General features: G+C 49.5%; 15 protein-coding genes and 1 riboswitch. Of the genes, 5 read left to right on the plus strand and 10 right to left on the minus strand.

The window, feature by feature from the left end:
- The first annotated feature begins 115 nt into the window (after positions 1-115).
- Together FHS16_RS03280 and FHS16_RS03285 are read left to right on the plus strand one after the other, a co-directional pair.
- Entirely contained in the window at positions 116-961 is an 846-nt protein-coding gene (locus FHS16_RS03280; RefSeq protein WP_183558856.1) for an EamA family transporter, read from the plus strand.
- 139 nt (positions 962-1,100) lie between these two features.
- Positions 1,101-1,409: a winged helix-turn-helix transcriptional regulator gene (locus FHS16_RS03285; protein WP_053371996.1), complete on the plus strand. Its 309-nt coding sequence runs from the start codon at positions 1,101-1,103 to the stop codon at positions 1,407-1,409.
- 356 nt (positions 1,410-1,765) lie between these two features.
- On the opposite strand, the gene sdhB is transcribed toward FHS16_RS03285, so the two are convergent.
- The 3 genes from sdhB to FHS16_RS03300 are packed head-to-tail and all read right to left on the minus strand — an operon-like array spanning position 1,766 to position 4,986.
- Positions 1,766-2,530 carry a succinate dehydrogenase iron-sulfur subunit gene (gene sdhB / locus FHS16_RS03290; protein ID WP_183558858.1) on the minus strand — a complete coding sequence of 255 codons (765 nt, stop codon included), beginning with the start codon at positions 2,528-2,530 and terminating at the stop codon, positions 1,766-1,768.
- Between the two features lie 2 nt (positions 2,531-2,532).
- Positions 2,533-4,290 carry a succinate dehydrogenase flavoprotein subunit gene (gene sdhA / locus FHS16_RS03295; RefSeq protein WP_183558860.1) on the minus strand — a complete coding sequence of 586 codons (1,758 nt, stop codon included), beginning with the start codon at positions 4,288-4,290 and terminating at the stop codon, positions 2,533-2,535.
- A gap of 24 nt (positions 4,291-4,314) precedes the next feature.
- Positions 4,315-4,986, minus strand: coding sequence for a succinate dehydrogenase cytochrome b558 subunit (locus tag FHS16_RS03300; protein ID WP_183558862.1), 672 nt, complete (start codon positions 4,984-4,986; stop codon positions 4,315-4,317).
- Positions 4,987-5,289: 303 nt separating this feature from the next.
- On the opposite strand from FHS16_RS03300, the gene FHS16_RS03305 reads away from it, so the two are divergent.
- Positions 5,290-6,198, plus strand: a complete 909-nt coding sequence (locus FHS16_RS03305) for a LysR family transcriptional regulator (RefSeq protein WP_183558864.1) — start codon at positions 5,290-5,292, stop codon at positions 6,196-6,198.
- 72 nt (positions 6,199-6,270) lie between these two features.
- Here FHS16_RS03305 and FHS16_RS03310 read toward each other — a convergent pair whose 3' ends face one another.
- Positions 6,271-6,933, minus strand: coding sequence for a potassium channel family protein (locus tag FHS16_RS03310; RefSeq protein ID WP_183559646.1), 663 nt, complete (start codon positions 6,931-6,933; stop codon positions 6,271-6,273).
- A 19-nt stretch (positions 6,934-6,952) separates the two neighbouring features.
- Positions 6,953-8,293 (minus strand): TrkH family potassium uptake protein, encoded by a 1,341-nt coding sequence (locus tag FHS16_RS03315; RefSeq protein ID WP_183558865.1) that lies wholly within the window; start codon positions 8,291-8,293, stop codon positions 6,953-6,955.
- A 92-nt stretch (positions 8,294-8,385) separates the two neighbouring features.
- Positions 8,386-8,590, minus strand: a riboswitch (cyclic di-AMP (ydaO/yuaA leader).
- 245 nt (positions 8,591-8,835) lie between these two features.
- On the opposite strand from FHS16_RS03315, the gene FHS16_RS03320 reads away from it, so the two are divergent.
- Positions 8,836-10,464, plus strand: a complete 1,629-nt coding sequence (locus tag FHS16_RS03320; RefSeq protein ID WP_183558867.1) for a CPBP family intramembrane glutamic endopeptidase — start codon at positions 8,836-8,838, stop codon at positions 10,462-10,464.
- On the opposite strand, the gene uvrC is transcribed toward FHS16_RS03320, so the two are convergent.
- Complete coding sequence (gene uvrC / locus FHS16_RS03325; protein WP_183558869.1) at positions 10,433-12,319, minus strand: excinuclease ABC subunit UvrC; 1,887 nt, start codon at positions 12,317-12,319, stop codon at positions 10,433-10,435. The genes FHS16_RS03320 and uvrC overlap by 32 nt on opposite strands.
- A 207-nt stretch (positions 12,320-12,526) precedes the next feature.
- On the opposite strand from uvrC, the gene FHS16_RS03330 reads away from it, so the two are divergent.
- Positions 12,527-12,673 (plus strand): YqzM family protein, encoded by a 147-nt coding sequence (locus tag FHS16_RS03330; protein ID WP_183558871.1) that lies wholly within the window; start codon positions 12,527-12,529, stop codon positions 12,671-12,673.
- Between the two features lie 38 nt (positions 12,674-12,711).
- On the opposite strand, the gene FHS16_RS03335 is transcribed toward FHS16_RS03330, so the two are convergent.
- The 4 genes from FHS16_RS03335 to cysT all read right to left on the minus strand — a co-directional run bounded on the left by FHS16_RS03335 (position 12,712) and on the right by cysT (position 16,916).
- Entirely contained in the window at positions 12,712-14,661 is a 1,950-nt protein-coding gene (locus FHS16_RS03335) for a dihydroorotate dehydrogenase (protein ID WP_183558872.1), read from the minus strand.
- Between the two features lie 154 nt (positions 14,662-14,815).
- Complete coding sequence (locus tag FHS16_RS03340; RefSeq protein WP_183558875.1) at positions 14,816-15,058, minus strand: YezD family protein; 243 nt, start codon at positions 15,056-15,058, stop codon at positions 14,816-14,818.
- A 124-nt stretch (positions 15,059-15,182) separates the two neighbouring features.
- Positions 15,183-16,067 (minus strand): sulfate ABC transporter permease subunit CysW, encoded by an 885-nt coding sequence (cysW, locus tag FHS16_RS03345; protein ID WP_183558876.1) that lies wholly within the window; start codon positions 16,065-16,067, stop codon positions 15,183-15,185.
- Between the two features lie 15 nt (positions 16,068-16,082).
- Positions 16,083-16,916 (minus strand): sulfate ABC transporter permease subunit CysT, encoded by an 834-nt coding sequence (gene cysT / locus FHS16_RS03350; protein WP_183558878.1) that lies wholly within the window; start codon positions 16,914-16,916, stop codon positions 16,083-16,085.
- Between the last annotated feature and the right edge of the window lie 10 nt (positions 16,917-16,926).

Genomic DNA, 16,926 nt, shown 5'->3' on the forward strand with positions numbered 1-16,926 from the left:
GTCCCAAAGGATATATTAAAAAAGGGGGTCTTGTTTATTATAATAGCCCACTTATGTAATGAGACGATAACAGAACTATTTCATTTGTGTAACAAATTTGAGGGGTTGGACATCCATGTGGCTCATTACGGCCATCAGCAGCGCACTCCTCTTCGGACTGGCAGGCTGGTGGATGAAGGTATCGCAAATGCGCGGCGGAAGCACAAGGACGCTGCTTCTCGGACTTTATGCATCCGGGACGGCCGGCTTTGGCGTACATGCGGCGCTTGAGGGAACATGGGGCTGGCTTGCCAATCCGCAAGTATGGATAGCCGGCGTCATTATTGGAGCCGGCTCCGCTTGGGGCAACGCGCTATTTATGAAGGCGCTGCATTACGGTCCCGCAAGCTTAACGTCGCCGCTTACGAATATGAATATCATCATCGTTATTGCAGTCGCAACCTGGTGGTACCAAGAACCGCTGAGCGCCACAGAATCGGTTGGAATTGTATTGCTACTGCTTGCGGTTGTATTTATCGCCCATAAACGGAAAGAGCCGCTCACGATCAAAGAGAGGCGCTGGTTTCTACTCGTTGGAACCGCTATCCTCATGTTCGCCATTCGCAATGGCGGCCTTAAGGTTACGGACGAGCTCGGGCTTCCGAGCGCGCCTCTGTTATTCATAGCTTATGCGCTATCGCTTTGCTGGTTTCTCATTCCGACCAAAGAGACAGCCTCCCGTACTGACGATCGCACAGGGCTATGGCTCGGCACCATTGCCGGTTTGTTTTCATACGGCGGCCTGCAGCTGTATGCAGCAGCTCTTGCAACCGGCCAAGCCAATCTCGCTGCGCCAATCTTCGCAACCAACAGTCTAGTCGTAGCCGCGGGCGCAATAATCGTCTACAAAGAGAAGCTCACGGTCGTGCAGTGGGCCGCTTTTGCTTTTACCATTCTCGGATTGATCGTTATACGGCTTTAAAGCAGTTTTTTGCTTTCAATCGTCTAACTTTTATATAGTAAATATATATTTTTGAAATAACACCTATTCCCACCCAAATGAACTTACTTTTAGTTTGTTGATATGCTACAATAGTATTACAAAAAGCGGGGTGATACGGTTGGATTATTCGACAATGTGCCCAAAGTATGAAGCCGCAGCCGACATATTAGGTAAGAAGTGGACAGGCAGAATTATTCGGGTATTGCTTGGCGGACCGAAACGGTTCAAAGAGATTAAAGAACAAATTCCCGAAATGAGCGACAAGATGCTAACGGACCGGATGAAAGAGCTTGAGACAATCACGATTATTAAACGTCAGGTTTATCCTGAAATGCCCGTACGCATCGAGTACGAACTTACCGGCAAAGGCCGTGAGCTTGAGCCCGTCATTGAGTCCATTCAAAAATGGGGAGAACAATGGATGTAAGCAAGGTGAAACGGCTATCGCCGTCCTTGGCGGCGCGGCGCGTTTCATTCCGAGAAATATAGAGAATGTGTAGCCCAAGGATATGCTTTCCTATATTTTAAGATGAAACGCCTGACGGCGTCCTTCCTATATACGCCATCGTTTCAGCGAAACGTATTGAGAAAGCATGAGCAATCTCGTATACATTCCTACACGTCTAAGAAACCGCCGAGGCGGTTTTTTTTACTTTATCTTCTCCCTTGCATAACTCAATTGACAAAGGAATCTCGATCTATTATCATTGATAATAATAATCAATATCATATGAATAAAAAAAGAAACCCCCGATATTCGAGGGTTTCATTATAGCAAATGACCTACATGCCAAGCCATTTTTTGAATAGATGTTTGGTTGTATCCTTGTTGATTGCAGCGATGGAAGTCGTGAGCGGAATGCCCTTCGGACATGCGCGAACACAGTTCTGAGAGTTGCCGCAGCCTTCAATGCCGCCATCGGACATCAACGCATCCAGACGCTCCTCTTTATTCATCTCACCCGTTGGATGAGCGTTGAATAAACGCACCTGCGAAATAGCTGCTGGACCAACAAAGCTATTCCGGTCGTTTACGTTCGGGCAAGCCTCAAGGCAAACACCGCAAGTCATGCACTTGGACAGCTCGTACGCCCATTGACGCTTCGTTTCAGCCATCCGAGGCCCTGGACCAAGATCATAGGTGCCATCAATCGGAATCCATGCCTTAACGCGTTTCAAGGCGCCAAACATGCGCTCACGATTAATAACGAGGTCGCGAACAACCGGGAAGGTGCTCATTGGAGCCAGCCGAACCGGCTGTTCCAATTGGTCGATCAGTGCACTACATGCTTGTCTTGGCTTGCCATTGATAACCATGGAGCATGCTCCGCACACTTCCTCCAAGCAGTTGGAGTCCCAACATACAGGGGCTGTACTCGCACCATCGGACTTTTTCGGGTTACGCTGAATTTCCATCAAGCCGCTAATGACGTTCATGTTTGCGCGGTAAGGAATTTCGAACTCTTCCGTGTAGGGCTTGGAATCAGGAGTATCTTGGCGCGTGATGATAAACTTAACCGTTTTTGTAGCTACAGTCGTTTCAGCCATCATTATTCTCCTTTCTTCTTGTCGCTCGAGTAATCGCGTTTACGAGGCTTGATCAAGCTTACGTCGATATCCTCGTATGAGATTTGCGGACCTTCCTTCGTCCACTTCGCAATCGTCGATTTCATGAAATGATCGTCGTCACGTTCTGGGAAGTCAGGCTTATAGTGAGCTCCGCGGCTTTCGTTGCGCAGCAATCCGCCAAGCGTCATCGCTTCCGACAGCTCAAGCATGTTCCACAGCTGGCGGGTAAATGCCACGCCTGCGTTGTTCCATTGCGCCGTGTCGTTGATGTTGATTTTGGCATAACGCTGCTTCAGCTCTTTGATCTTGTGAATCGTTTGCTCCAGCTTATCGTTAAAGCGAACAACCGTCATATTGTTCGTCATCCATTCGCCAAGCTCTTTGTGAATGACATATGCATTCTCATTGCCGTTCATATTAATAATGCTGTTGTATTTATCCGTTTGGCGTTTGTTTTCACGATCGAACACGGAGGAAGCAACATCCTCAGCCGATTTCTTCAAGCCTTTGATGTATTCCACTGCCTTCGGTCCTGCAACCATACCGCCGTAAATCGCGGAAAGAAGCGAGTTTGCGCCGAGACGGTTAGCGCCATGGTATTGATACTCGCATTCGCCTGCTGCGAACAAGCCGGGAATGTTCGTCATTTGATTGTAATCGACCCACATGCCGCCCATCGAATAGTGGACCGCAGGGAAGATCTTCATCGGGATTTTGCGTGGATCATCACCCATGAATTTCTCGTAAATCTCAATGATCCCGCCGAGCTTAACGTCCAGCTCCTTCGGATCCTTATGGGAGAGATCGAGGTAAACCATGTTCTCTTGGTTGATGCCCAGCTTCTGATCGACGCAGACGCTGAATATTTCACGCGTCGCGATGTCACGAGGCACGAGATTTCCGTAAGCCGGATATTTCTCCTCAAGGAAGTACCACGGCTTGCCGTCTTTGTACGTCCAGATCCGTCCGCCTTCGCCGCGCGCCGATTCCGACATCAAGCGCAGCTTGTCGTCGCCTGGAATAGCCGTAGGGTGAATTTGAATGAATTCGCCGTTCGCGTAGTTAACGCCTTGTTGATAAACAGCGCTCGCAGCAGTACCTGTATTAATAACCGAGTTCGTTGTTTTTCCGAAAATAATGCCAGGGCCGCCTGATGCAAGAATAACCGCATCCGCACGAACCGTGTGTACTTCCATTGAGCGCAAATCCTGCGCCGATACGCCGCGGCATACGCCGTCGTCATCTACTACTGCGCCAAGGAATTCCCAATGCTCGTATTTATTCACAAGCCCTGCTGCTTCCCACCGGCGCACTTGCTCATCCAGTGCGTATAGAAGCTGCTGTCCAGTCGTTGCGCCAGCGAATGCCGTACGGGAATGCTTCGTGCCGCCGAAGCGACGGAAGTCCAGCAGGCCCTCTGAAGTACGGCTGAACATAACGCCCATCCGGTCCATCAGATGGATAATGCCAGGCGCTGCATCGCACATTGCTTTAACCGGAGGCTGGTTCGCAAGAAAGTCTCCGCCATAAACCGTATCATCGAAATGCTCCCAAGGAGAATCGCCTTCGCCTTTTGTGTTTACGGCGCCGTTGATGCCGCCTTGCGCGCATACCGAGTGGGAACGTTTGACCGGCACAATGGAGAACAGATCAACGTGCACCCCGGCTTCAGCCGCTTTAATGGTAGCCATTAAGCCAGCTAGTCCGCCGCCAATGATAATAATTTTATTTTTAGCCATTACGCTTCGCTCCTTGTCTACAAACTAACCGATATTCGTAAGTGCCAAAGCCGCACTTGCCGCTTCCGCGAATTCATCGCCTCTGAATGCGACAAGCGAAAGGATAAACAGCGCTGCTACGATAACAAATACGCCCATGCAAATATAAGAAGAAATACGCTGTGCTTTCGGGCCGATCGTAATGCCCCAACTGATCAGGAATGCCCAAAGGCCGTTGCTGAAATGGAATACGGCAGCCAGTACGCCGATAACGTATAGCACGAAATATGTTGGGCTGCTCGCGATATGATTCATCGTTGAGCCAAGCTCCTCATGCGTGATGTTGCCGAAGTATACTTGCATCCGCGTCTGGTATACGTGCCAGAAAACGAATACAAAAGTAATGACCCCCGTAACGCGTTGAGCCGTGAATGCCCAGTTCCGTCCGTATTTGAAGCGTCCCGTATTCGTATTCGATTGGTAAGCGACATACAAGCCGTAAATACCATGAAACAATAGCGGGAGGTAAATGCCGAAAATCTCGAGCAGCGGCAAAATAGGCAAGCTGTTAATCAGATGTACGCCTTTGTCGAAGCCTTCCGGTCCGCGTTCAAACGCCTGGTAGTTGGTCAGTCCATGTACGACGATGAAACCGCCGAGCGGAATGATCCCGAGAAGCGAGTGAAGCTTGCGCGAGAAATACGAGTTTCCTTTCATGTCATTCCTTCTCCTTTCAAAACTGTGAGTGCTAGCATGCTTTTTTAAAATATAAGAATGTATCGAACAGCACATTATACATTGCTTATATTTCAGCGCAAACGGAATGCCCCGCTGCCTCACGGCAGAAGCCAGCCCTTTACGCATGGCAAATCATTCTACATTGTAACCCCAGCATGTACCCCCGTCAACAAAAGTCGACACATATTAGCCACACTTCCCATCCTACTCCTTTTCAGCTTATAATGGAATTGCTTATTTTTTATAATTTCTTATAACAAAATGACATAAGGAGCGCAACCTATGAATGAAGAGATGCATGTCTTTACCGTAATAGTCGAGCAATCGAGCATGAACAAAGCCTCTGTGCTGCTCAATCTCTCACAGCCTGCGCTCTCTCGTAAAATCGCCAAGCTCGAGCAGGAGATCGGCTCTCCCTTGTTCCGCCGCATCGGCAAACGTCTAGAGCTGACCCGTATTGGTCAGATGACCTATGAGTACGCTCTCGAGCTGCGTCAGCTGCATCGCAAATATTTGCAGACGGTATCGGAATTCACCTCAACGGGTCACACTACGCTTACGATCGGCGCAAGCTTAACGACCCTGCAGACGACGCTTCCCGATCTCATTCAGCGTCTAACCTCCACCCATCCTGAAATCGACATCAAAGCGATAACGGGCAAGACGCATGAAATCGTATCGCTTGTCCGTGACCACAAGGCTGATATCGGCATCGTAGCTTCAAGCATTGAGGATTCGACACTAAGATGCATCCCCTTGTTCGAGGACCACCTATCGCTTGTCCTGCCGCGCAATCAAGTGATTACTGACAAAGGCGTGCTTGGCATACAGGATTTGACCGGCATGCCGATGATTCTGTTCTCCAAGGGCACTTGGTACCGTCTGCTTACGGACGAGCTCTTCGACAAATATCATCTCCAGCCGGATGTTCGAATGGAAATCGATTCGTTCGAAGCGATCTTGCGCCTGCTTCATACGTGCCGCGCTGCCACCCTGCTGCCAAAATCCTATATGAGAAGCCAGCTTCTCGAAGACAACGACCTTGTCGTTGTACCCATTCGTGAACTTGAGGATACGAAGCGGACAACCTCGCTTATCCATGCTGATTCCGCAGCGCTCAGTCCATCCGTCCGGCTTTGGATCAATGAGCTGGCAGCCCGTTTCCCTACCAAAAAGGACATCAGCCTGTAATAGGCCGCTGTCCTTCAGCATTTCCAATTATAAGCTTCCAAATCCGTTTCGATCTGTAACATAACCTATCGGCTAACGTATAACCGTCGCTTCGAACTCCTCGATTTGCTCATTCGTTCCGATAATAACCATGACATCGCGCATGGCCAGCACATCGGTCGCCGTCGGCGCAATGATGATGCCGCTCGGCTTATTGATCGCGACGATGCTGCAGCCGAATCTGGCGCGGGGGTTTAGGTCATGCAGCGACTTTCCATCCAAACACTGAGGCACCGCGAGCTCTGCGATCGTGTACTCCTTGGAGAGCTCGATATAATCGAGCAGATTCGGAGATACAAGCTGATGCGCTACCCTAATCCCCATATCGCGCTCCGGATATACGACGCGATCAACGCCGATTTTCTCCAGAACGCGTCCGTGAAGCTCGCTCATCGCTTTGGCGACAACCTGTTTCACGCCTAAATCCTTGAGCAATATCGTCGTCAGTATGCTGGCTTGAATATCGTCGCCAATGGCTACGACACCGCAATCGAAATTTCGGACGCCGAGCGAACGCAGCGTTTCCTCGTCTGTGCAATCAGCAGATACGGCATACGTCAGGGCGCTGCTCATTTCCTGAACAGCCTCCTCATCCTTGTCGATACCCAGCACTTCATTGCCCAATTCAATGAGCTCTCGGCCTAAACTAGAGCCAAAGCGGCCTAAACCAATAATGACGAATTGCTTCTTTTTCATTCCCACTTGCGCAGTTCTCCTATCCAATCGTGATTTTGCCTTCAGGATGCCGGTACAATTCTTTTTCTGTGCGAGGCCCAAGCGCATAAGCAAGCGTTAGCGGGCCAAGCCGTCCAGCAAACATCGTTAATGAAATAACTATTTTCCCAACTATGCTAAGGTCAGGCGTGACGCCGACCGATAAACCGACCGTACCGAACGCGGACGTAGCTTCGAACAGCAGCTTGATAAAAGCGTGCTTCTCCGTCATGGAGAGAATCATCGTAACGACAATGACCAGCAGCAATGAAATTAATGTGATCGTCAATGCTTTGAATATCCGGTCCTTGCCGAGCCTGTAACGAAACAGCACGATATCCTCGCGCCCGCGTATCATCGCTATAACCGCGCCAACCAAAGTAGCGAACGTCGTCGTTTTTATACCGCCGCCCGTAGACCCTGGTGATGTGCCAATAAACATGAGGATGATCGTGAAAAACATGGTCGCTTGCCTTAACTGCGTATAATCGAGCGTATTCGCGCCTGCCGTCCTTGGCGTTACCGACTGGAAGAAGGAGGCTAATATTTTGCCGCCCCAATCCAATGAGCCAAGCGTTTTGGCATTTGAAAACTCAAATATGAATATCACGATGGTGCCGACGGCAATAAGCGTTCCGGTTGTCGCGAGAACGACCTTGCTATGCAAGGATAGCCGTTTGTTTTTGCGGTACTCCATCAAATCCGACATGACTACGAATCCCAAGCCGCCGGTTATAATTAACAGCATCGCCGCTAAGTTCACGACCGCATCGTTGACATACAAGGTAAGACTGCGATAGTCGCCAAATATATCAAAACCTGCGTTGTTAAAAAGCGATACGGCGTGAAAAACACCAAAATAGATCGCTTTGCCAAGCGGCATATCGAGTGCAAATCGAGACGCAAACAGCGCTGCTCCTATGAGTTCAATCGATAATGAATAAATAATAACCCGCCGAATAAGCTTGACTATCCCCTCCATGCTCGACTGGTTCATCGCTTCCTGAAGCAGCAGGCGCTCGCGCAGCGAAATTTTCTTGCGAAGGACGAGCGCGATTAGCGTCGCCATCGTCATAAAGCCCAAACCGCCCAGCTGGAAAAGGCACATTAGAATGACCTGGCCCGCTACGGAGAAATAGGTGCCAGTATCCACAACAACAAGCCCCGTCACGCAAGTTGCAGAGGTTGCCGTGAACAACGCGTCCATAAACGGCAAGCGCTCTCCAGACGCAGATGCAAAGGGCATGGATAATAACAGGGCTCCCAGCAATATAATAAGCGCAAACCCGCTGACCAATATGCGCGGGGGTGACCATTTCAATACATTAAAGTCTACCTTCATCCATTGTCCTTCTTCTGCCGTGTGTCATTATGGAGCACTACCTATATTTAAGCATAAAAAAAAGCACTGAAACCCAAGTGCTCGTGCGATGAGTTCTGTTCCATTAACGCCTTCGAGGTTAGCTGACGGATTCGGGCCTGGACAGGCAGCCCTATTCGATCGATGAAGATTAAGCTTCACCGTAGAAATTCACCCCATGCCGCCGGATCAAAAGCGCTGCTGGCTATAGCAGGCTGAGCGATTCCGACAACTTTATGGTTCCCCCGATTTCCTTCGGAAATTCGGCTATGCTATTCGATTAGTATGACGTTAACGATTATAATCCCAAAGCAGTCACGATATAAAGCTTATATTAATGACAAACAAGCCGATTTTGGTCCAAAAAAGGGCAAGTAGAAGCTACAGCATGCATCAGGCTTGTCGGATATCGTTATTTCGCTTGATCTTGAGAGCAAACGTGCTTTTTCATTGGATAATTCAGGGATTGATATGGTAAGGTAGTGGAATACGCAACACATAAAAAGGATAGTAGAGGTGAACCGATGATTGATTCAATTAGATTAAATGAATGGAAACGTTTTCTGTGGGCAGCGATCGCATGCTTCATTATTTTCGCGGCTGTTGAAATCGGACCCTTGATTTTTTCCATTAGCAACGGTGATTTAAATACGAAGGTCATTGCGAAGGAAACAGCTGAAAACCGGGCCTCCGTGTTCGCAGAGAAACTATCCGGACTCCAGGTGAAGTCCGCCAAGGCTGTCCATCAAACCGATAAAGTCATTAACGGCTACTTATCCAAGCATGAGCTCATCAAAGACTATAGCGACAAATACGATCAAAGCTTCCCGACGGACACGTACCAAGTCGAACTGAAATTTGACGAGGGCGGAACAGGCTTCGTCTATGTACATATGCAAAGCGAGAAAATCGTAGCTTGGAACTTTATCCTCGAAGGCCAATCATTTTCCGATGCTGAGCTAAACAAGGAGGTTCCTGTTTTTCTGGCAGGCCAAAGCCTGGATGCGCAGTCATTCAAGGAGCAGGAATTGCTTGGGAACGGGGGATGGCATGGCGAAGCGCCAGCCGGATACACGATTGAAGAAGCTCTTCTGAGCATCCATATAAAGGGACAAAATATCAATGGCCAGAACGTCATAACCAAGTACAAGCCAGCCTTCATCGCACCTGCCGATTACATCCAATACGTGAAGAAACAGGATAAGCTTGCCGGCTTCCTCACAGGCTTCGGATACATGTTTATGAGCTTCGTCCTCTTTGTATTAGCCATCATCTACGCCGTCCTTTACCGGAAGTTCACTTCCTTTAAATTCGGCATTATTTTGACCATCGTATACTTTATTACCTATATTATCATGAACTTGAATGTGCTTGACGGCATACGCGCGTCATTGGGCGAAACCGAGCTGGCAAGCCAAACCGTTATGTTCACCGCGATCTTCACCGTATTGCTGACCATTCCGATGGCGGGGTCCATTTACATTTCTATGATTGCCGGGGACGGCCTTTGGAAGGCGCAGGAGCGTGCATTATGGCCTCGATTCGGTCAGAAAGGTTACGGCAACCACGTGTGGCGAAGCGTTGGACTTGCTTATTTATTTGCCATTATCCTTTTTGCAACGCAATCTGTCATATTCATCTTGCTTAAGCTGACGATCGGCACTTGGGATACGACCGACGCTACGCAATCTCCTTACAATATGGGAATACTTTGGCTCATGCCAGTGCTCGCTTGGGCTGCCGCCATATCCGAGGAAGCTGTTTTCAGATTTTTCGGTATCGGTTTATTCCGCAAATGGTTCAAAAATACGTTTGCAGCCGCTTTATTGCCGACATTGTTTTGGGCGCTCGGCCATGTCATGTATCCGTTCTATCCGTCTTCGACCAGATTGATTGAGCTTATGATCATTGGGTTGATGTTCAGCTTTATTTTCGTCAGATACGGGTTCATCACGTCCATGTTTACCCATGCTATTTTTAACAGCGTTGCAGTTGGCTTGTCCTTGCTTACCATCGGTACCGCTCCGAATATCATTTCGGCTATCTTCTTCTCGGTTCTGCCCGTTATCATCGCGTTTGTTCTCAAATATTTCAGCCACAAAAAAGAAAAGAAGCCGTCTGTTACGACGACTCCTCCCCTAGAGCAGCTATAATTTGCGAAGCTAATTTATCCCCAATAGACAGAGGCCGGAAGTCTTCGACTGAGGCCTCTTTTATTTTTTTGATGGAGCCGAAATGCTTAAGCAGCAGCTTCCGGCGTTTCTCTCCGATGCCTGGGATTGAATCCAGCTTCGATTCCACCATCGATTTGGCCCGCTGCTCGCGGTGAAACGTAATCGCGAACCGATGCACTTCGTCTTGGATGCGCTGGAGCAAATAAAACTCTTGGCTGTCGCGCGGCAGCGGAACGATCTCCGCGGGATCGCCTGTCATAAGCTGCGCTGTCTTATGCTTCGCATCCTTCACGAGCCCGCAGACGGGAATGTACAGCCCAAGCTCATTCTCCAGCACGTCCAGCGCGGCTGAGATTTGCCCTTTGCCGCCATCGACAACGATCAGATCCGGAGGTGCGATCTCCTCTTTCAGCACTCGCTCATAACGCCGGCGAATGACCTCTCTCATCGTTTCGTAATCATCAGGTCCGACTACCGTCTTCACTTTATACTTCCGGTATTCCTTGCGATCAGGCTTGCCGTCCGTGAATACGACCATTGCTGAAACCGGATTCGTCCCTTGAATGTTCGAGTTGTCGAACGCTTCGATGCGCCGAACCTCATCAAGTCCGAGCCACCCCGCCAATGATTCGGACGCTTTGACGCTGCGCTCCTCATCCCGCTCGATAAGCCGGAATTTCTCGTCCAGCATTACCTTCGCATTGTCCGTCGCCATCGTAACAACCTCGCTCTTCCGACCGCGCTGCGGCATTAGTACTTTGACCTTCAGCCAGCTATGAAGCGACGCGATCACGTCATCCGCATGCGAGGTTGCTTCCTCGGCAGCTGCCCCTTCCGCTAATTCCGCCTCAGGCGGCAGCGGCAGCAGGATCTGCTTCGGCAGCGCTGGATTATCACTGTAGTACTGTGTGACAAACGTCATGAAATCATCATATTCTTCACCATAATAAGGAAAGGTCGATCCATGGCGTTCGATCAGCTTGCCTTGGCGCATGTATAGAATCTGTACGCACATCCAGCCTTTATCCACGGCAAAGCCAAAAATATCACGGTCCAATGCGTCGGACATCGTAATCTTCTGCTTTTCCATGACCGCATCAATGGCGATCAACTGGTCTCTAAGCTCTTTCGCCCGCTCGAACTCCAGCTTCTCCGCCGCTTCCTCCATTTTGCGCTGAAGCTCGATCTTCACGACATCTTGACCGCCATTCAAAAACCGTGATATTTCTTGAATCATGCGATCGTATTCCGATTGCTCCACGTCAAATTCGCATGGGGCGATGCATTGGCCCAAATGGTAATACAAACAAACCTTGTCCGGGAGCGTCTTGCATTTTCTAAGCGGGTAGAGGCGGTCGAGCAGCTTCTTCGTCTGCTGGGCCGCATAGGCATTCGGATAAGGTCCGAAGTACTTTCCTTTGTCCTTCATGATCCGCCTCGTTACTTCGAGCTTGGGATGCTTCTCATTCGTAATCTTGATATATGGAAAGGTTTTGTCATCCTTCAGAAGCACGTTATACCTAGGATGGTATTGCTTGATTAAGTTGCACTCCAGAATAAGAGCTTCCATATTGCTGGAGGTTACGATAAACTCAAAATCCCGGATTTCAGATACGAGGCGCTGCGTTTTCCCATTGTGGCTTCCGTTGAAATAGGACCGCACACGATTTTTGAGCACCTTCGCTTTGCCCACATATATAATGACGCCTTCTCCGTTTTTCATCAGGTAACAGCCCGATTGATCGGGGAGCAGCGCTAGTTTGTTGCGTATCGTTTCTTTGGCTTCCGCAAGCGTCTGCTCGGCCTGCTTCTGCGTTATCTGTTGCTCGTCCATGCTCTCGCCTCCGACTACCGATTGATTCTGTACACATTTTAGCATAATTGCGCCAAGTTATGTCTTACAATTGTCACCTGTATTTGCTTTACAACTGTTCGGGAGTTTGGGTATACTAATATAAGTTGAATAAACCGATACTACATAAAGACGACCGTTCGAGGTTGTGATTGAAGCAATCGGTCTTTTTCAAGGAGGACGTCAACGATGGATAATGTAAGAGACCCGCGCGAGCATTTCAACGAAGAGCCTCGCCATGACTTGATGGACGTTGTATTCGGCTTTGGCGGAATGCTCGGTTTTATGACCGTCATTTTCGCCGTTGCTGTAATCGTTAAATTCATCATTTCATAGAAAAAAGGAGCAGCGTGCTGCTCCTTTTTTTTGTGTCTTCATTTGGCGGCTGACGCTTCGGGTGCAGCCATAAGATAAGGATAAAGAAGAATGAGACCCAGAATATACAGCAGCAGGGCAAACAAGGCAGGCGACAGATGCCAAAAGTCGATATATCCGATGGTCAGATGTACGCTTAACCCCGCATAAAAGCCTGGCGCTCCCCCTAACAGAAACGTCCACCACAACCAGCGGGAGCCCTGCTGAATACCCCATAACGCCATAATGAGAATGGCCAGCGCCGCACATAGCAGCGCACCGCCAAAGCCCGCTCTGTCATGAGCAATAAGCGGAATGAGCCTATCATTCATTTCCTTGAGCTGCGCGGAGGTTGTATCCAAATAGGCGAGATCCGTCTGTACGAATACTTCCGTAATGCCCACCGCCGAGATCGTTAGACCTCCTATCGAAAGCGCAAACCCCAAAACCACAAAACAAAGCTGTCCCCACATGGCTTGACGCCACAGCCGGTCATTCCTTACGTTGACAGGCAAACGGTACGGCCTGTCTGGATTACGCCGCATCGCAAGCAGGAACATCGGCAGCAATATGACAGCAGCCACCGCATGCAGCGGGTCGAAATAGCCGTAACCTACATAAAGGAAGAAGCTTGCAAATCCTACTATGCCGGAAGTGAGCAGCGTCGTTCTTGCCCAGTGGAGTCCCTCTCTCAATCCATGCCTGGCCAGTTGAAAGTACAAGATGCCGATCGTTATCATCGTGCCTGCCAACGTTATCCGGTCATGGGACATGAAGTGCAGCAAATGATGGTTGATATGGTGCAGCTCCTCCAAGGTCATTCCAATAAACGACAAATCATAGGGCAACAGCACGGTCGTGGCCGCTATCATCCAAGATAATAAACCGCCAATCATCATTCCGAGGCCGAGCAAGCACATCCAGCCCCAATGCTTCCAAAAGGATGGCGTTACGGCAGTTGGCCATTCCTTCACCTGCTCGTAAATTATGGCTTCGTTAATCCGTTTAGGCAGTCCCGGCCCCGCAAATACAAGACCGCTATGCAGCATTATGGCGTCCGCTCCCACATTGAACAGATCAAGAGCATCCTGAGGCTCATGTACGCCAGCACCTGCTTTAATGAGCCAATCAGACGAGCAGTTTCTCCGCAGCAGCTCAATTTTGGACAGGGTGTCTGCCTTTCCTTCTTTGCTTACTTTGTAAGAAGAATCTCCCTCAGAATTGTTGAAAGCTGCTTCACCGACCACGATTCCGCTCCAGGCTTCTTTCGGAAGCGATTGAATGAGCGCGAGCAACGCTTCGTTCGGATAATCAGGCGGAGTATACAAAAATAAAGGCAGGCTCGAAGAGGTTCGGGTTTGCAGAATATCAGCAAGCTCGATCCCAATAGCAATCGCTTCCTCTACGTTTCGGTTCCCATGGAGCACATCGAGATAAAAACCATCCGCTCCCGCCTCAGAGAGTTTATCCATCATGCCTTTAAGCTCCTGGACCGCCTGTTCCCGTCCGGCGTTTGGCATCGGAGCAATCCGTACGAATTGGGGCAGGCGATGTTTGGAAGAAGCGATTAGCTGTGCGATGTGATCGACGCCAACGTTCTCATAATAATGCGGGTATTGAATCCACTCCTTTCGGTCATCCTTTACAATTGGCTCATTTGAATGAATACGCTGATAGGTAACGGGACCATGCTCTATGAAGCCGATCCCGAATTGGGCAAACGCCAGATGTGCGATTCCCTCGGGATCAACGCCGCCTGACAGTCCGATCGGAGTATCTATGGCTATTCCTGATAGCTCACGCTCTAACAAAGGAGACGGCTCCATATGGCCAAACGTCCTGACTACAAATGAGCCGCCTGGAAGCTTGCTTAGCGTACCGATTGCTTGCAGCGTCAGACCCCTGCTCAAACGGGCGGGCAGCTTGAACAACAAAGGTCGAAATAAGGTTTGATAGCTCCAATCCGGCATGACAATTCTCCCTGTACGTCGTTTTCTTCCTTCTATTGTAGAAAACAATTAGACTTCTTACAATAACTGTCTGTCTTCCAACGAAAAAAGGCCGCCCGCAGGATCGTTGATCCTGCGGGCGGCCGCTTGCATTTGCGTCCGCATGAAAATGAAATTACTGTACGATGCGAAGCGACTCGCCAGTGGATTGGCCCTCGCGGTGCTTGACTTGCTGTATGGAATCGGACGCTGCCTGCTGCTTCTGAGAGGATGCATCAAAACGCGTTCTTTCCGTCCGATCGATTTGTACGATTCTGCCATCATGAACGGTAATCGTTACATGCCCGTAGCTCAGTCCGCTCACCTGGTCCGCGATTCGCTCAAGCCACTGCTCATCTACTTCTAAAGGCTTTGCCATTCGAAACCCCTCCAATTTTATTCGTTTACTCTGTAATTGCCGATTTTTCTATAATCGCTGAATTTGCCGATTTCTCTGCAGTTGCCCGTTATTCTGTAATTGCCGGATAATCTGTATTCAACGGTTATTCTGTTATTGCCGCCGGTTTTTGCTGTGCGGATTTCCACTCCACGATACTCTTTACGATGAGTGTAACGACGGCTAGCATAACGAGCAAAGACGCGACCGCAAACGACGCCGAAAATTGATACTCATTGTAAAGAATTTCGATATGCAGTGGCAGCGTATTCGTTTCGCCGCGGATATGGCCAGAAACAACGGATACGGCGCCAAACTCGCCCATCGCTCTCGCATTGCACAGAATAACGCCATACAATAATCCCCACTTGATATTGGGAAGGGTTACCTTCCAAAAGATTTGCCAGCCTTTGGCGCCTAAGCTTGCAGCCGCTTCCTCTTCTTGGACGCCTTGAGCCTGCATGAGCGGGATCAGCTCACGGGCTACGAATGGCACCGTAACGAATACGGTTGCAAGCACTATCCCAGGCACGGCGAATATAATTTGGATACCGCGTTCATCCAGCCAAGGCCCGAGAAAGCCTTGCGCTCCGAACAGCAGCACATAGATCAATCCTGAAATGACCGGCGATACGGCAAACGGCAAATCAATTAACGTAATGAGTATGTTTTTGCCGCGGAAACGAAACTTGCTGATTGCCCACGCAGCCGCGACGCCGAAAATCGTGTTAACTGGTACAGCGATCAATGCCACGATCAGCGTCAGCTTAAGCGCCGATAGCGCATCCGGCTCCGTAATGGAGTCTATGTACACGCCTACGCCCTTCTTGAACGCTTCAACAAACACAGACGCAAGCGGCAAAAGCACGACTAAACCGAGAAACAGCATCGCGATTCCGATGAGCACGAAGCGGACAAGTGCCGATTCATTAATATGCTGCGGTCTTTTGGACGTTTCTTCATTCGTATGAACGGTAATGGCTCCAGCCATGGTCAGCCCTCCTTCTTAGTCCGATACTGTGCGGCGGTTCATCCGCCACTGCAGCAAATTTATGACTAGCAGCATGAGGAAAGACACAACAAGCATGACAAGCGCAATCGCGGTAGCTCCAGCGTAATCATATTGCTCCAGCTTTGTCATGATCAGCAGTGGCGTAATCTCTGTTTTTAAAGGCATGTTGCCTGATATGAACACGACCGAGCCATACTCCCCGATTCCTCGTGCAAATGCGAGCGCGAACCCTGTTAACAGCGCTGGCATAAGCTCCGGCAGAATAACCTTCCAAAAGGTCCGCAAACGGTAAGCGCCAAGCATAACTGCTGCTTCCTCCGTCTCTTTCTCCATGTCCTGCAGCACAGGCTGCACCGTGCGAACAACAAAGGGAAGGCCTATGAAGATAAGCGCGATCGTAATGCCGATTGGCGAGTATGCCACCTTTACGCCAAGCGGCGCGAGCAGCGAACCTACCCAGCCGTTAGGCGCATAAATCGCCGTTAAAGCAATACCCGCAACGGCAGTCGGCAGCGCGAACGGCAAATCCACTAAACTGTCTATTATTTTTTTGCCTGGAAACTTATATCGAACGAGCACCCATGCAATCAATAGTCCGAACACGGCATTCACTAGTCCTGCAAAAAAAGCGGTTAGAAAGCTGACACGGTAGGATGCAACAACACGCGCATTCGTAACCGTGCTCCAAAACTCGGCCCAGCTGAGCTCTGCCGTTTTGAAAAAAACGGCAGCCAGCGGAATGAGTACGATAATGCTTAGGTAAAACAACGTAAAGCCAAGCGATAAACCAAAACCCGGAAGCACGTTACGGGACTTGGAACCTTTCATGTGAAGTCAG

The sequence above is a fragment of the Paenibacillus endophyticus genome (genome assembly GCF_014192395.1).
Classification (GTDB): domain Bacteria; phylum Bacillota; class Bacilli; order Paenibacillales; family Paenibacillaceae; genus Pristimantibacillus; species Pristimantibacillus endophyticus.